Annotated in this window: 13 protein-coding genes; 10 read left to right on the forward strand and 3 right to left on the reverse strand. The window is 67.1% G+C overall.

What is annotated here, in order from left to right:
- The first annotated feature begins 176 nt into the window (after positions 1-176).
- The 4 genes from AAF184_20465 to AAF184_20480 all read left to right on the forward strand — a co-directional run bounded on the left by AAF184_20465 (position 177) and on the right by AAF184_20480 (position 4,568).
- Positions 177-650, forward strand: a complete 474-nt coding sequence (locus AAF184_20465; protein ID MEO0424723.1) for a DUF2721 domain-containing protein — start codon at positions 177-179, stop codon at positions 648-650.
- 19 nt (positions 651-669) lie between these two features.
- Entirely contained in the window at positions 670-1,584 is a 915-nt protein-coding gene (locus AAF184_20470) for a DMT family transporter (GenBank protein ID MEO0424724.1), read from the forward strand.
- Positions 1,585-1,611: 27 nt separating this feature from the next.
- Positions 1,612-2,001 (forward strand): nuclear transport factor 2 family protein, encoded by a 390-nt coding sequence (locus AAF184_20475; GenBank protein ID MEO0424725.1) that lies wholly within the window; start codon positions 1,612-1,614, stop codon positions 1,999-2,001.
- Positions 2,002-2,201: 200 nt separating this feature from the next.
- On the forward strand, positions 2,202-4,568 hold the full coding sequence (locus tag AAF184_20480; protein ID MEO0424726.1) for a TonB-dependent receptor: 2,367 nt from the start codon (positions 2,202-2,204) through the stop codon (positions 4,566-4,568).
- A gap of 16 nt (positions 4,569-4,584) precedes the next feature.
- On the opposite strand, the gene AAF184_20485 is transcribed toward AAF184_20480, so the two are convergent.
- The 3 genes from AAF184_20485 to ilvD are packed head-to-tail and all read right to left on the reverse strand — an operon-like array spanning position 4,585 to position 9,613.
- Positions 4,585-5,397: a class I SAM-dependent methyltransferase gene (locus AAF184_20485; GenBank protein MEO0424727.1), complete on the reverse strand. Its 813-nt coding sequence runs from the start codon at positions 5,395-5,397 to the stop codon at positions 4,585-4,587.
- Between the two features lie 21 nt (positions 5,398-5,418).
- Positions 5,419-7,905, reverse strand: a complete 2,487-nt coding sequence (thrA, locus tag AAF184_20490; protein ID MEO0424728.1) for a bifunctional aspartate kinase/homoserine dehydrogenase I — start codon at positions 7,903-7,905, stop codon at positions 5,419-5,421.
- Between the two features lie 19 nt (positions 7,906-7,924).
- A complete protein-coding gene (gene ilvD / locus AAF184_20495) occupies positions 7,925-9,613 on the reverse strand; it encodes a dihydroxy-acid dehydratase (GenBank protein ID MEO0424729.1) in 1,689 nt (562 codons plus the stop codon).
- 359 nt (positions 9,614-9,972) lie between these two features.
- On the opposite strand from ilvD, the gene AAF184_20500 reads away from it, so the two are divergent.
- The 6 genes from AAF184_20500 to AAF184_20525 all read left to right on the forward strand — a co-directional run.
- Positions 9,973-11,553 carry a 2-isopropylmalate synthase gene (locus AAF184_20500; GenBank protein ID MEO0424730.1) on the forward strand — a complete coding sequence of 527 codons (1,581 nt, stop codon included), beginning with the start codon at positions 9,973-9,975 and terminating at the stop codon, positions 11,551-11,553.
- Positions 11,554-11,603: 50 nt separating this feature from the next.
- On the forward strand, positions 11,604-12,572 hold the full coding sequence (locus tag AAF184_20505; protein ID MEO0424731.1) for a branched-chain amino acid transaminase: 969 nt from the start codon (positions 11,604-11,606) through the stop codon (positions 12,570-12,572).
- Between the two features lie 3 nt (positions 12,573-12,575).
- Entirely contained in the window at positions 12,576-13,976 is a 1,401-nt protein-coding gene (gene leuC, locus AAF184_20510; GenBank protein MEO0424732.1) for a 3-isopropylmalate dehydratase large subunit, read from the forward strand.
- Between the two features lie 22 nt (positions 13,977-13,998).
- On the forward strand, positions 13,999-14,574 hold the full coding sequence (gene leuD, locus AAF184_20515) for a 3-isopropylmalate dehydratase small subunit (GenBank protein MEO0424733.1): 576 nt from the start codon (positions 13,999-14,001) through the stop codon (positions 14,572-14,574).
- Positions 14,571-15,647 carry a 3-isopropylmalate dehydrogenase gene (gene leuB / locus AAF184_20520; GenBank protein MEO0424734.1) on the forward strand — a complete coding sequence of 359 codons (1,077 nt, stop codon included), beginning with the start codon at positions 14,571-14,573 and terminating at the stop codon, positions 15,645-15,647. Before leuD ends, leuB begins: the two co-directional genes overlap by 4 nt.
- 17 nt (positions 15,648-15,664) lie before the next feature.
- Positions 15,665-16,012, forward strand: a 348-nt coding sequence (locus AAF184_20525; protein MEO0424735.1) for a hypothetical protein, incomplete at its 3' end; no start/stop codon positions are given.

The following is a 16,012-nucleotide window of genomic DNA, read 5'->3' on the forward strand; positions in this document are numbered from 1 at the left end:
CGCGCCCCTCCCTCGCGAGCGCCCCAGGGCGTGTTGATCGACCCGGGAACGTCCGCCTACACTTAGGACTCGCTCTTGACCCCTCGCCTGCGACTCACCCCGCAGCGAGGCAGGGCGCGGCGCGTGCCCCTGTGGCCAGGCTGCCCCACCACCCACCGACAGCCTACGCCGATCGAATGACCCCCGTAGAGATCATCCAACTGGCCCTCGCGCCCGTGTTCCTGCTCGTGGCGATCGGTCAGTTGATGAACGTCGTGTCCCTGCGCCTGGCGCGCGTGATCGACCGCATCCGCGCCCTCATCGCCGAGTACGAGGCACAGGCCGATGCGAGCAAGCAGGCCCGCATGCGCCACGAGGTGAACGACCTGTTCCGCCGCATGCGCTTCGCCAACGTGTCCGTCAACCTGCTGGTGACCTCGGCGGTGGCTGTGTGCGGCGTGGTGGTAGTGCTCTTTCTGGACGGGTTGGTGAGCTGGAAGCTGGAGGCTGCACTGATCGTCCTGTTCACCCTGAGCGTGTTGTTGATCACCGGCGGGGTGATCGCCTTTCTCATCGAGGTGACCATCGCCACCGCCACCTTGAGCCGGGATCCAACCATCCTGCGCTGCCTGGGTGAGCGCGGCGAGCCGGGCAAGCTGCCCACGGACTGATCGGGCAGACCGCCGCTGCATGACCGCCAAGCGCAACACCGGCTACGCCTACGCCCTCACCTGCATCGCCCTGTGGAGCCTCATCCCGGTGGTCTCGCGCTTCGGCCAGAGCACCCTGGATAACTTCCAGTTCCTGTTCTGGTCGAACGCCCTGTCCCTGCTGGTGGTGGGTGCCTGCCTGGCGGCGGCGAAGGGCCTGCGCAGCCTTCGCCGCTTCACGCTCCGCCAGAGCTTGTACGTGATGTTCCTCGGCGCCCTCGGCTGCGCCATCTACTACCTGTGCCTCTACTACGGCTACGCCCACGGCGCTGGCATCGAGGTGCTGGTGCTGCAGTACGCTTGGCCCATACTGATCATCATCCTGTCAGTATTTCTGTTGGGCGAGCGATTGACTCCCCGCGCCTGGCTCGCCGTGGGTGCCGGATTCCTCGGTATCCTGATCGTGCTCACAAAAGGCGATCTACTCTCCCTGCGTATCAGCAGCGCCGCCACCACCGCCGTGGTCCTGGCGGGCGCCTTTGCCTTCGCCCTGTTCTCCGTGCTGAGCAAGCGCTTCGCCGGCGAGCCCTATGCGGTCACCACCCTGCTCTTCGTGGGGGGCTTGCTGGTCTCGATCGTGAGCCTGCTGGCGGTCTCCGAGTTCGCCCTGCCTCGGCGCGAGGAGCTGGTGCCGGTGGTGGTGAACGGTGCGCTCGTCAACGGCATCTCCTACATCCTGTGGCTGAAGGCCTTGGAGCGGGTGACCGCTTCCGTGAGCGCCGTGCTCGTGTTTCTCTCCCCGGTGCTGTCGTCGATCTGGATCGTGCTGGTGTTCGACGAGCCCTTCTCCCTGTCCTACCTGATCGGCTTCGCACTGGTGCTGGGAGCGGGGTTCATGTGCGTACGGGCGGCGGCGGAGGCGGCCGCGGCGCCACCAACGCCTTCGGCGCTATGATGGGCCACGGGCTTAGGAGGTGAGACGATGGCCGCAGACGACGACATCCGCAGCGTACGGCTGGTGAGCAACGACGCCCTGGAGCGTGGGGACCTGAACACCTTCCTGGCGTCCATCGACGGCGACTACGTGGGCACCGCCGGCAACGGCGGACACATCCGCACCCGCGGCGAACTGCGCAAGCTCATGCGCAACGTCTTCAGCGCGCCCACGCGCCCCTACTTCGTCCGCGCCACGGACTCGGTGACCCTCGCGGAGGGCGGCAAGCGCGCGGTCGAACTCGGCCATTGGACCGGGTACGAACGCTCGTCCGAAAGCGCCCCTCGCGTGATCGACCAGGGTCACTACACGGCTTACTGGAAGCTGGCGGGGGGCCGCTGGACGATCCACGCCGAGCTGTTCGTCACCCTAGACTAGCGCGCCGAGACGCCTAGAAGACTCGATGGCGTAGCACTCGAATCCATAAGCCGGCCTTGGGGGAATACTGCTCGCGAGTGACGTCCTACGCGCGGCCATCCTGCGTCGGATCGCGCCGAGACGACGTCGCCTAGAGCGGTCTTTTCCACGGCAGGGGACTCATGCACATCAGCACACTACGACTGATACTGGGCGGGCTCATGGCCCTCACTCTGTGGTCAGCCCCCACCCTCGCTCAAGGGCCCGACGACACGGGAGCGCTTTTGGGGCGCGTCATCGATCAGCGCACCGGCCGACCCGTGAACGACGCGGCCATCATGGTTCTGGGCCCTTCCGGCGCCGAGGTGGCGAGTTCGCGCTCGCAGACCGACGGCAGCTTCGAGCTGGCGGGGATCCCCGCAGGCATCTATCGCCTCGAGGTGGAGGCGACTGACTTTCGACCGGCCGCAGAACCCAGCCAGCGCGTCATCGCGGGAAAAACCCAAGTGGTAGCCTTCGAGCTCGCCGCCCGCAGCGGCGACATCGAGGAGGTGATCGTGGTCGCCGCTCGCGCTCTCGACACTGGTCAGTTCGGCTCCGTGAGCAGCACGGTGCTCAATCGCGAGGAGATTCGCCGTGCACCGGGCACGGCGGGCGATATCTTCCGCGGCCTGAACCAGCTTCCCGGCGTGGTCGCCACCGGGGAATTCTCCAACTTCTCCGTGCGCGGTCGCGGGCCACGGGACAACCTCATCCTGATCGACGACATCCCCTACGACCGCACGGTGCACTTCGACCAGTCCCTCGGCGAGACGGAGGAACTCGGCGGCGGCGGTCGCTTCTCGATCTTCGGGCAGAACGTGATCGGCCGCGCCGAATTCCAGCCCGGCGGCTGGGAGGCGGCCTACGGTGGCGCCAACGGTTCCCTGCTGCGCCTTGGGCTGGCCGAGGGCAACAGTGAGTCCCCGTTCTTCAGCATCAAGGCCGACCTCGCCGGGGCGGAGCTCCTCTACGACGGCCCGACCGCCGGCCTCGACAACACCTCGATGCTCGTCTCCGCGCGTTACTACAACTTCGGCCCCCTCTTCGACCTCATCGGCCAGGACGACCTGGGCACGCCCGAGCTAGCCGATCTCATCGTCAAGACCACGACCGAACTCACACCGCGCAGCACCCTGTCGGTACTCGCAATCTACACGCCCGAGACCTTCTCCCGCGATGCTGCCAACGTGGTGGTGGCATCGGAGAACTTCGAAGACATCATCCTGCTAGAGACCGAACAGCATGCAGGTGTGATCGGCGCCACCCTGGAACAGCTGGTGGGCGAGCAAGGCGAGCTGCGCAATTCCATCTACCTGCGCTTCGCCGACGACGACAGCCGCCAGGGCGAGGCTATCCCTGAGTTCACCGAGGGCGAGATCACGGCCGACTCGCTCTTTGTCGATCCCGATATCCTGCGGCTGCGCGAGCGGGAGAGCGAACTCGGTTGGCGCCTCGACTACTCCACGTCCAATCGCCTGGGGAAGTTCTCGGCGGGCTCGCGCCTCACCTACCTCAACACCAACTACGAGCAGTCTCTGCGCCGCGACTTCAACCTCTACGAGTTCGATGGCACCGACACGCGCCCAACCCCGGATCAATTCTTCGTCACCCTCACGCCGGCCCAATTCGACCAACAGCTCGACGAGAACGCCCTGCGCGCGGCCGTGTATCTGGATCAGCAGTTCGACCTCGGCAACTTCTCCATCATTCCAGGCTTACGCGCCGACTACGACGAGCTGCTCAGCGACTTCAACCTCTCCCCGCGCCTGAGCCTCGACTGGCAGCTACGCCCCAGCACGCGCCTGTCCGCGACCGCGGGTGTCTATATCCAGGCACCACGTCTGCTGGAGATAGCAGCGAATGCCGGCAACCTCTCCCTGGAGGCGGAGAAGATGCGCCAGTTCAGCGTGGGCTTGGAGCAGTACTTCGGCGACGATCTGGTGATGCTGCTGGAGGGCTACTTCCAGGATTTGGATCAACTGCTCACAGACCAGGAGCGAGTCACGGGTGCACTCACCAACGAGGGCGTGGGGGAGACCTACGGCGTCGACTGGTCCTTGCGCAAGCGCTTCTCCAATCGCTGGTCAGCCTCCGCGCGCTACGGCTACAACCGTGCCCGGCGCGACTTCCGCGACGGTCAGGGGCGTTTCGATGCCGACTTCAACCGGCCCCACGTGGCCAACATCACCCTGAACTACGAACCCGGCAAGCGCTGGGCGTTCGCGGCGCAGTACCAATACGCATCCGGCGCCCCGACAGACCAGGTGATCATCCGTGACGACGTCCTCGGCGAGGCCCAACCGCTGCGCTCCTCCCTGGAGCGGGTGGCGCGCAACGTCGATCGCCTCGACGCCTTCAGCTCGCTGAATGTTCGCGTCGACTACCGGCAGAGGCTACGAGGACTCAGCCTCATCGCCTTCGTCGACGTGATCAACGTGCTCGGCAGCGAGAACCAAAGCTCGCTGGAATTCAGCCCAGTCACCGGTGAATTCGCTGACACCAGCTTCACCACGTTTCCGCAGCTGGGAATCACCGTCGAGTTCTGATGTAGTCGCGGCCAGCTCAAGCCGGCTTGCGACCGGTGATCGTGTAGACCAGGGGCGCGTCCTTGCCCTCGTGTTGGCGGTAGAAGCGTCCCGGTTCACGCTCCACCAAGCCGTCGAAGCAGTCGTAGGGGCTGAAGGCGTACTCGCTCACCCGCTGCACGACGATGCCCTGATCGATCAACGCCGTGAGCACGCGGCTCAGCGGGTGGGCCCAGGTGGCGAGCGTCGTGCGTACCGCCTCACCGCCGTCCGTGTAGGTGCCCTCCTCCACGACATCGGGGGTGCCAGCGCCGAAGTAGCCCCACCCCGAGAGCAGATCGATCACCGGATGGAACTCGGCCAGGTAGATGATGCCGCCCGGCGAGAGGTTCTCGGCCACCACCTTCGCCCACCGGTCGAGATCGGGCAGCCAGCAGAGCACGCCGTAGGTGGTGAACACGATGTCGAAGGGGTCTGTGTGCTCGCTGCGGACGTAGTCGTAGACGTTGCTGCAGACGAACTCGGCGTCCAGGCACGCGCGGGCGGCGAGTTCGCGCGCCTTGTCGATCGCCGTCGGGGAGAGATCGACACCGGTGCAGCTCGCGCCGCGACGGCTTAAGGAAAGCGTGTCGAGGCCGAAATGACACTGCAGATGCAGGAGGCGCTTGCCCTGGACCTGCGGTAGTTCGGCGAGTTCGATTTCCCGCAGGGAGGTGTTCCCTGCGAGAAACCCGTCCACGTCGTAGAAGCTGGACTGGAAGTGCGCCTCCGCCCGGCGATCCCATCCCGCGCGATTGAGGGCGAAGTAATCCGCGTCCGTGCGCGGCGGCTCATCGGGTGGCTGCGTCACGGGCCGTGCTCCGCGAGGGGGCTAACTCGATAGATAGGCGCCCAAGCGCAGGATATCCGCGAACACGCCGCCCGCCGTGACTTCCGGACCTGCCCCTGGCCCCTGCACGATCAGCGGATTGCTCGCGTAGCGCGAGGTGACGAAGCGCACGATGTTGTCCGTCAGGTTCATCATCGCGAAGGGATGGGTACGCGGCAGGCTCTGCAAGGCCACGCCCGCCTCGCCCGTTTCGAAATCCAGGCGCGCTACGTAGCGCAGCACCTCGTCGCGGGCCGTCGCCTCCTGCACGCGTTTGCGCATGGCTTCGTCGTGCTCGGCGAAGCGCGCGAGAAACTCATCCACGGGGCAGTCCTCGAGGCCCGCCGGCACCAGACTCTCCACCCCCAGCTCGTTGAGCTCCAGGGACATACCGGCCTCGCGCGCCAGGATCACGGTCTTGCGCGCCACGTCCATGCCCGAGAGGTCCTCGCGGGGATCGGGTTCCGTATAGCCCTTGTCGCGCGCCGCCGAGACGAGGGCCGCGAAGCCCTCCTGGCCGTCGTAGACATTGAAGAGGTAGGCCAATGTGCCGGAGAAGATGCCTTCGATCTGCTTCAGCTCATCGCCCGTGTCGACGAGGTCGCGCAGGGTCTTGATGATCGGCAGACCCGCGCCCACGGTGGTCTCGTACAGAAAGTGTGTGCCGTGGCGGCGTTGCACGGCCTTCAGCAGCGAGTAGTAACCCCCGTCGCCGCTGTGCGCCTTCTTGTTCGGCGTCACCACGTGAACGCCGCGCGCCAGCCAGTCCGCGTAGCGGGCGGCGGGCACTTCGCTCGCGGTGCAATCGACGATCACCGCGTGGGGCAGGTGGTCCGTGTGAACGTGGTCGACGAACTGGTTGAGGTCCGTCTTGCGCGTCTCGTCGGCGCGGGTGCCGCGCCAGCGATCGAGGTCGACGCGACGCTCGGCGAGGGTCATCGTGCGCGAGGTGGCGATGGCCCGCACGCGCAGGTCGATGTTGAAGCGATCGCGCAGGGTGCCGGCCTGGGCCGCCAACTGATCGAGCAGCGCGCCGCCCACGTGCCCTTCGCCGAGCACGCCGATGGAGAGGGTCTTGGCCGAGAGGTAGAAGCCTGAGTGCACGGCGCGCAAGGCGCGGGTGGTATCGGCCTCGTCGACCACCACGGAGATGTTGCGCTCACTCGCCCCCTGGGCGATGGCGCGCACGTTGATCCCCGCGCGACCTAAGGTACCGAATAGGCGAGCGGCGACACCGGGGCGCCCCATCATGCCGTCGCCGACCAGCGCCAGGATCGAGCAGTGGCGGGAGACGTCGATCTCCTGGATCTGCCCCTGCGCCAGCTCCACCGCAAAGGCGCGGCGCGCGGCGGCTTCGGCCGTGGCTGCGCTGCGCCCGGGCACGGCGAAGCAGATCGAGTGCTCGGAGCTGCCCTGGGAGATCATGATCACAGACACGTGCACGTCGCGCAGGGCGCCGAAGAGGCGATCCGCTGTGCCGGGCACGCCGATCATGCCCGCCCCTTCGAGGTTGATCAGGGCCACGTCTTCGACGGCGGAGATGCCCTTGGCGCGCAGGCTCGCATCCACATTGGCCGTGATCCGCGTGCCCGGATGCTCGGGCGCGAAGGTGCAGCGAATGTGGATCGGGATATTGTGTTCTATCGCCGGCCCCATGGTCTGGGGGTGGATGACCTTGGTGCCGAAGTAGGCCAGCTCCATCGCCTCGTCGTAGGAGATCTGGTCGATCACGGCGGCTTCTGGAATGCGCCGTGGATCGCCGCTCATCACGCCGGTCACGTCGGTCCAGATGGTGATGTCGTCGGCGCCGAGGAGCGCCGCCATGATGGACGCGGTGAAGTCGCTGCCGTTGCGCCCGAGGGTGGTCTGCAGACCCTCCTCGTCGCTGGCGACGAAGCCGGTGATCACCTTGATGCCATCGAAATCATTAGGCAGCATGGCGCCGAGCTTCTGACCGGAGGCATCCCACTGCACGCTGGGGCCCAGCTCGGTCCAGCGCACCACGATCACCTCGCGCGTGTCGACCCAGCCGACATCGCGCTCGTCGAGGGCGCCCGCCAACACGGCCGCGAGCAGGCGAGCGGACCAGATCTCGCCGTAGCCAGCGACGAGGTCGCGACTGCGCTGGGAGGACGAGCGCAGGCGAAGCACGCCCTGGAGCACATCGACGATCACTTCCGCATCGTCTTCCCAGGCGGCGAGCACTTCTTCCCGCGTGGGTTCCGCCACCAGCTCGATCACCGTATTGCGATAGCGATCGCGCAGGCGTTGCAGGCCTTCGCGGAAGCTCGAGTGGCCGGCGGCGGCCTGGTCGACGAGGCTGAGCAGGGCGTCGGTCATGCCACCCATGGCCGAGACCACCACGCCTTGCGGGTGCGGCAGGTCATCGCGGGAGGCCCTGACGAGGATGTCGGCGACGCGACGGAAGCAATCGGCGTCCTTCAGGCTGGAGCCGCCGAACTTATGGATGGTCCATCCAGGTTGTTTCAAGGTGGGAGTCTCTTCAGATTCAGACGTCGATGTCGGTCACGGCGCCTTCGCTGGCGCTACCGACCAGGCGGGCGTACTTTCCGAGCACGCCGCGAGTCTCGAGGGGGCGCGGGCTCAGGGCCTGGCGACGCGCCTCGAGGGTGGTGTCGTCTACACCGAGTTCTATCGATCTCGCCACCGCGTCGATGGTGATGGCATCGCCATCTTCGATCAGCGCGATGGGGCCGCCCACAGCCGCCTCCGGCGCGACGTGGCCGACCACAAAGCCGTGGCTGCCACCGGAGAAGCGCCCGTCGGTAATCAAGGCCACGTCGGCGCCGAGGCCACGGCCGATGATCGCTGAGGTGGGGCTCAGCATCTCGCGCATGCCTGGGCCACCCTTCGGGCCCTCGTAGCGGATCACGATCACGTCGCCCGCCACCACCGTGTCGTCGAGGATCGCGCGCAGGGCCGCTTCCTCCGCGTCGAACACGCGCGCCTTACCGGTGAAACGCTCACCCTCCTTGCCGCTGATCTTGGCCACGGCGCCCTCGGGCGCAAGGTTGCCGCGCAGGACCACCAGATGGCTATCGGGTTTGATCGGTTGCTCGAAGGGCACGACGATGCTCTGACCCGCCGGGTAGTCCTCGACGTCGGCCAGGTTCTGCGCCATCGGCTGCCCCGTCACGGTCATGCAATCGCCGTGGAGCAGGCCCTTGTCGAGGAGACGCTTCATCAGCGGCGCGATGCCGCCGATCTCGATGAGTTCGGACATGAGGTGACGGCCACTCGGGCGTACGTCGGCCAGCACGGGCACGCGGGCGCCGATGGCACTGAAGTCATCGAGGGCCAGGGGCACGCCCGCCACGCGGGCCAGGGCCAACAGATGCAGCACCGCATTGGTGGAGCCGCCGAGGGCGATGGTCACGGTGATCGCGTTCTCGAAGGCCTCGCGCGTGAGGATCTGCGACGGGCGCAGGTCGTCGCGGATCAGGCGCACCAGCGCTTCGCCGGCGCGGGTGCAGTCGGCGTGCTTGTCCGGGCTCACCGCCTCCTGGGCGCTGCTGCCGGGCAGCGAGAGGCCGAGGGCTTCGATCGCACTCGCCATGGTGTTGGCCGTGTACATGCCGCCGCACGAACCGGGGCCCGGGATGGCCGTGCATTCCACTTCCTTCAGCTGCGCATCGCTCACGGTGCCGGCCGCATGGCCGCCTACCGCCTCGAACACGGAGACGATGTCGCGGCGACCGGTGCCCGGGCGGATGGTGCCGCCGTAGACGAACACCGACGGGCGATCCAGCCTCGCCATGGCCATGGCGCAGGCGGGCATGTTCTTGTCGCAGCCGCCGATGGTGATGACGCCGTCCAAGCCCTCGCCCGCGACCACCGTTTCGATGGAATCGGCGATGACCTCGCGGGACACCAATGAGTAGCGCATCCCCGGCGTGCCCATGGAAATGCCGTCCGACACGGTGATGGTATTGAACACCACGGCCTTGCCGCCCGCCTGGTCCACGCCGGCGGCGGCGGCCTTGGCCAGGACGTCGATATGCATGTTGCAGGGGGTGACCATGCTCCAGGTGGAGGCGACGCCCACCTGCGGTCGACGGAAGTCTGCGTCGGTAAAGCCTACGGCCCGCAACATGGCACGGCTCGGTGCCCGCTCCACGCCGTCGACGATCACGCTCGAGTGACGCCGACCGTCACCCCCGTTGCCTTCACTGCCCACTCGCTCTGCCCCTTGCTCGCAGCTGCTTGACTCTGTTGGGAACCCGTGGTTGTATCGGGTCGATCGAGCTTACTGCCTTCGAGAGTTGATTGCGACCGAGGGCGAAAGCACTCACCCAGGTGTCAAGGAGTCGACGGCTTTACCGTCACGAGCAAACGGCCACACGATGATCAGCAACACGATCCGTCACAGCGCTGCCCTCCTCCTCATCGACCTTCTCCTCCTTAGCAGGAGACACGCGGGCACCTGAGGTCAACAGCCAGGACGCTTCAAACCCCGCACCGGACACTTCAGCCGCTGCGGGGTTTTTCGTTTTCAGCCCTTCGAACCATCACTTCAGCCTACCGAGACCCTAAGCCATGACCAGCGAGCACACGGATTCCCAAGACCGCCTGATCATCTTCGACACCACCCTGCGCGACGGTGAACAGGCCCCCGGCTGCAGCATGACCCTGCGCGAGAAGCTCCGCGTGGGCAACGCGCTCGCTGAGCTCGGCGTGGACGTGATCGAGGCCGGCTTCCCCGCCGCCTCCCCCGGCGACTTCGAATCCGTGCAGCGCCTCGCCGAAGAGATCGAAGGCCCCGTCATCTGCGGCCTCGCCCGCTGCCAGGCGCAGGACATCGAGCGCGCCACCGCGGCGCTGGAGCCGGCGAAGCGAAAGCGCTTGCACGTGTTCGTGGCCACCAGCGCCATCCACCGCGAGTACAAGCTCAACATGGCGCGCCAGGAGATCCTCAAGCGGGCGGTGGAGAGCGTGCAGATGGCCCGCCAGCATTTTGACGATGTGGAGTTCTCCGCCGAGGACGCGGCGCGCACCGAGCTCGACTTCCTGACGGAGATCGTCACCGCCGCCATCGACGCGGGCGCCACCACCGTGAACATCCCGGACACGGTCGGCTACACGGCCCCCGCCGAGTTCCTCGCCGTGTTCAAGCACCTGCGCGAAAACGTCCCCAACATCGATCGGGCCATCCTCTCGGTTCACTGCCACAACGACCTCGGCATGGCCGTGGCGAACAGCCTCGCCGCCGTGCAGGGCGGCGCACGGCAGATCGAATGCACCATCAACGGCATCGGCGAGCGCGCCGGCAACTGCTCCCTGGAAGAGGTAGTGATGGCCGTGCGCACGCGCAACGACCTCTTCCCCTATGTCACGGGCATCGACACCACGCGCCTCTACCCCCTGAGCCGCATGGTCTCCAACGTCACGGGCCTGCACGTGCAACGGAACAAGGCCATCGTGGGCGAGAACGCCTTCGCTCACGAGGCGGGCATCCACCAGCACGGCATGCTGAAGAACGCCGAGACCTACGAGATCATGCGCCCGCAGGACGTCGGCATCAGCCGCACCAACCTCGTGCTCGGCAAGCACAGCGGTCGCCACGCCCTGCGCGAGCGCATCTCAGATCTCGGCTTTGACCTCGATGACGATCAGGTGAGCGCCGTCTTCGCCGAGTTCAAGAAGCTGGCGGACAGCAAGAAGGAAGTGTTCGACAGCGACATCGAGGCCCTGGTCCTGCACGGCAACGTGCACGGCGTCGGGCCCTGGGTGCTCGAAGAGATGCACGTCAGTGCCGGCACGGGGCGTTCCTCCACGGCGTCCGTTCGCTTGGCCGACGACGAGGGTCACGTGGTCGAAGAGGCCGCCGTCGCCGCCGGCCCGGTCGAAGCCGTATTCACCGCCCTCGAACTCGCCACCGGCATCCGCCCAACGCTCAAGGACTTCGACATTCGCAGCGTCAGCGTCGGCGAGGACGCCCAGGGTGACGTCTCGGTCACGGTGTCCTACGAGGAGCGCCTGTACCGTGGCCAGGGCTTGGAGACGGACGTGATCGAGGCCAGCGCCAAGGCCTTCCTCCACGCCTTGAACCGCATCGTTCGCACCAAGGCCATGCACCCCGCGCCGGCTAACCCCGATGCTCGCCGCGGTGCTGCGTAAGCGCACCGCCCCGTACTCCCCATCTTCGAATAAGAGCTTGAGGCCCCCCAATGTCGAGCGATAACACCCAACCGAGTATCTGGAAGAACGGCCAACTCGTGCCCTTCGCTGAAGCCACCTGCCACGTGCTGTCTCACGCCCTGCACTACGGCTCCTCCGTCTTCGAAGGCATCCGCCTCTACGGCACGCCGGAGGGACCGCGCTTCTTCCGCCTGGGCGATCACATGCAGCGCATGTACGACTCAGCGAAGATCTACCGCATGAAGATCCCCTACGATCTGCAGACCCTGCTAGACGCCACCCACGAGGTGGTCGCGACCAACGGCCTGCAAGAGGGCGCGTACATCCGCCCCTTCGCCTTCCGCGGCATGAGCGGCCTCGGCGTCGCCCCGCCGGTGGACGGCCCCGTCGATGTCTGCATCGCGGCCCAGGAATGGGGTGCCTACCTCGGCGCCGACGGCCTCGAGCGCGGCGTGGACGTGTGCGTGTCCAGCTGGCAGCGCGTGGCACCGAACACGATCCCCGCCACCGCCAAGGCCGCGGGCAACTACCTCTCGAGTCAGTTGATCACCATGGAAGCGCAGCGCCTCGGCTTCGTCGAAGGCATCGGCCTCACCGTCGACGGCACCGTGAGCGAGGGCGCCGGCGAGAACCTCTTCCTCGTGCGCCAAGGTCGCATCATCACCCCGCCCACGGCGGCGTCGATCCTGGGCGGCATCACCCGCGACACCATCATCCACCTGGCCAAGGATCTCGGCTACGAGGTGGTGGAGCAGTCCATCCCGCGCGAGATGCTCTACCTCGCCGACGAGCTGTTCTTCACCGGCACAGCCGCCGAGGTCACGCCGATCCGCTCCGTCGACCACATCGAGATTGGCCCCGGCCACCGCGGCCCGATCACGAAGCAGATCCAGGACGCCTTCTTTGGCCTCTTCTCCGGCAAGACCGCCGACACGCGCGATTGGCTGGAACCCCTGCGCGAAGCGCCGGCCAGCGCCGCCGCGGCAGCCGGCGCCTAAGCAATGAGTTCACCCAGCACCCTGTTCGAGAAGGTCTGGCAACAGCACCTGGTGATGGACGAGACGCCGGCGCATCCGGCGGTCATGTACATCGATCTGCACCTCATCCACGAGGTCACCACGCCGCAGGCCTTCAACGTGCTGCGCGAGCGCGGCGTGAAGGTGCGACGCGTCGACCGCACGCTCGCCACCCTCGACCACTCCACGCCCACCCGCGCCGCAGACCTCTACGGCCCCCGCGCCGACACGCCCGCCATGCGCCAGGTCAGCCAGATGGAGCGCAACTGCGAGGAGTTCGGCATCGACCTCGTGGGCATCGACGATGACCGCCGCGGCATCGTGCACGTGATGGGCCCGGAACTCGGCGCCACCCAGCCGGGCTACACGATCGTCTGCGGCGACAGCCACACAGCCACGCATGGCGCCTTCGGTGCCCTGGCCTTCGGCATCGGCACCACGGAGGTGGGCCATGTGCTCGCCACCCAGTGCCTGCTTCAGCGTCGGCCAAAGACCCTCGCCGTGAACGTGGCGGGCCGCCTCGCGCCCGGCGTCACGGGCAAGGACCTGATCCTCGCCATCATCGGTCAGATCGGCGTGGACGGCGGCACGGGCCACGTCATCGAGTACCGCGGCGACGCGATCCGCCAGCTCGGCATGGAGGCGCGCATGACCGTGTGCAACATGTCGATCGAGGCGGGCGCGCGCGCCGGCATGATCGCGCCCGACGACACCACCTTCGACTACCTCGCCGGCCGCGAACGCGTACCGCAGGGCGCTGACTGGGACGTCGCCCTGCAGCGTTGGCGCGGCTTGAAGACGGACGAGGGCGCCAGCTTCGATCGCGAGGTCATCCTCGATGCGAGCGCCCTCACGCCGATGATCACCTTCGGCACCAACCCCGGCATGGTGATGCCGGTGGCGGGCGAGATTCCGAGCGAAGGCGGTGAAGGCTTCCGTCGCGCCCTCGACTACATGGGCCTGGAAGCGGGCACGCCGCTGCTCGGCCGCGACGTCAACGTGGTGTTCGTCGGCAGTTGCACCAACTCGCGCATGAGCGATCTGCGCGAGGCGGCGGACATCCTGCGCGGACGACGCGTCGCCGACGGGGTCAACATGCTGGTCGTGCCCGGCTCCCAGGCCGTGAAGCGTGAAGCGGAGGCCGAGGGCCTGCACGAGGTGTTCCTCCAGGCCGGCGCCGACTGGCGCGAGTCCGGCTGCTCCATGTGCATCGGCATGAACGGCGACACGGTGGCCTCAGGCCAGTACGCCGTGAGCACGAGTAACCGCAACTTCGAAGGTCGCCAGGGGGCCGGCGCCCGCACGCTCCTCGCGAGCCCCGCTACCGCCGCGGCCAGCGCCGTGGCCGGCAAGATCGCCGACCCGCGCCAGCTGGCATCCGCTTAGGCCGCCCCCAAGGATTTACCTGATGGAACCGATCACTTCGCTCACCTCCACCACGGTGGTGATCGCCGACAACGACATCGACACGGACCAGATCATCCCGGCCCGCTTCCTCACCACCACCAGCCGGGACGGCCTGGCCCAGGGCCTGTTCGCCAACTGGCGCTACCTCGCCGATGGCTCGCCCAACCCGGACTTCATCCTGAACCAACCCGCCGCCGAGGGCGCGCAGATCCTGGTCGCGGGCAACAACGTCGGCTGCGGCTCCTCGCGCGAGCACGCCCCCTGGGCGCTACTGGCCGAAGGCTTTCGCGCCGTGCTCAGCTCGCGGATCGCCGATATCTTCCGCGCCAACTCGCTGAAGAACGGCCTGCTCGCCATCGAGGTGGACGAGGCCACGCACGCCGCCCTGCTGGGCGCGCCGGGCGCCACCGTGTCCATCGATCTCGCCGAGTGCACGATCACCGTGGGCGGCAATGACCCGGTGAGCTTCGAGATCGACGGCTTCGCCCGCCACTGCCTGATGGAGGGCGTCGACCAGCTAGGGTTCTTGCTGGGTCAAGACGATACGATCAGTCGCTTCGAGGCCCAACACGTATGAGCACGCCCAAACGCGCCCGCATCGTCATCCTGCCCGGCGACGGCATCGGCCCCGAAGTCACCGCCGAGGCCGTGCGCGTACTCGAAGCCATCGCCGCCCGCTTCGACCACGACTTCACCTTCGAGACGGCCCTGATCGGTGGCGCCGCCATCGACGAGACCGAAGATCCCCTGCCCTCCGCCACCCTGGAGATGTGCCGAGGGTCGGACGCCATCCTGCTTGGCGCCGTCGGCGGCCCGAAGTGGGCATCGCACCCAACCGTACGCCCCGAACTAGGCCTGCTACGCCTGCGCCAAGAGTTAGGTCTCTACGCGAACCTGCGCCCCGTTCGCACGCACCCCGCGCTCGCCGGCGCATCGCCCCTGAAGCCCGATCGCATCGCCAACGTCGACATCATGGTGGTGCGCGAACTCACCGGCGGCATCTACTTCGGTGAGAAGGAGGAAGGCAGCGAGCGCGCCAGCGACCTGTGCACCTACACGCGTGGGGAGGTGGAACGCATCGTGCGCCTCGCCGCGCAGCTGGCGAGCGATCGAGGCGGTCGCCTGGTATCCGTGGACAAGGCCAACGTGCTCGCCACCTCCCGCCTGTGGCGCCAGGTGACCACGGCGTTGGTGGCCGAGGAGTTCCCGGCCCTAGAGCTCGAGCATCTGCTCGTCGATGCCATGGCCATGCACCTCATCCATCACCCGAGTGCCTACGATGTGATCGTCACCGAGAACATGTTCGGCGACATCCTGACCGACGAGGCCTCCATGCTGGCTGGGTCCTTGGGCCTATTGCCTTCCGCCTCCTTGAACGGTGAGGCCCTCGGCTTGTACGAGCCGATCCACGGCTCCGCGCCGGATATCGCTGGGCAGGGTATCGCCAACCCCTACGGGGCCATCGCCAGCGCTGCCCTGCTCCTACGCCATTCCCTCGATCTGTCACGCGAGGCCTTGCTGGTGGAGCGTGCGGTGGACGAGGCGATCGCCGCCGGCGCGCTCACGCGCGACCTGGCGGGGGATGCGCCGACCGCGCTCAGCACCGCTCAGGCCGGTGAGGCCGTGCTCGCGCAACTCGATCGCTATTAGCTAAGGGACACGGGCACGTGGCGAGCGAAGCCTTCGGTTGCGAGGTCTGCCTCCCCGATGACGTGGAGGCGGCGGCGGCGTGCTGGCCCAAGGTGCCCGTGACCCACGCACTCATCGCCGAGTCTCACTTCAGCGTGAAGCTGCGACGCTGCGAGCGGTGCACCCAGCAATTTGTCTCTGTGTTCACCGAACAGATCGATTGGGAGAACGGTGAAGACCCTCAACGCAGCTGTGCTATGCCGATAGACGAGCTCGAGGAGGCCCGCTTGCGCAAGGCCCATGCCTCGGGGCGACTCGAGGAAGCGGTGTGTGCGCTCGCGCCCACGCGGCGCAGTGTGAGCACTGACTGGCCGTCTGGTCGGCCG

It is taken from the genome of Pseudomonadota bacterium, from assembly GCA_039815145.1.
Lineage (GTDB): Bacteria > Pseudomonadota > Gammaproteobacteria > Steroidobacterales > JBCBZW01 > JBCBZW01.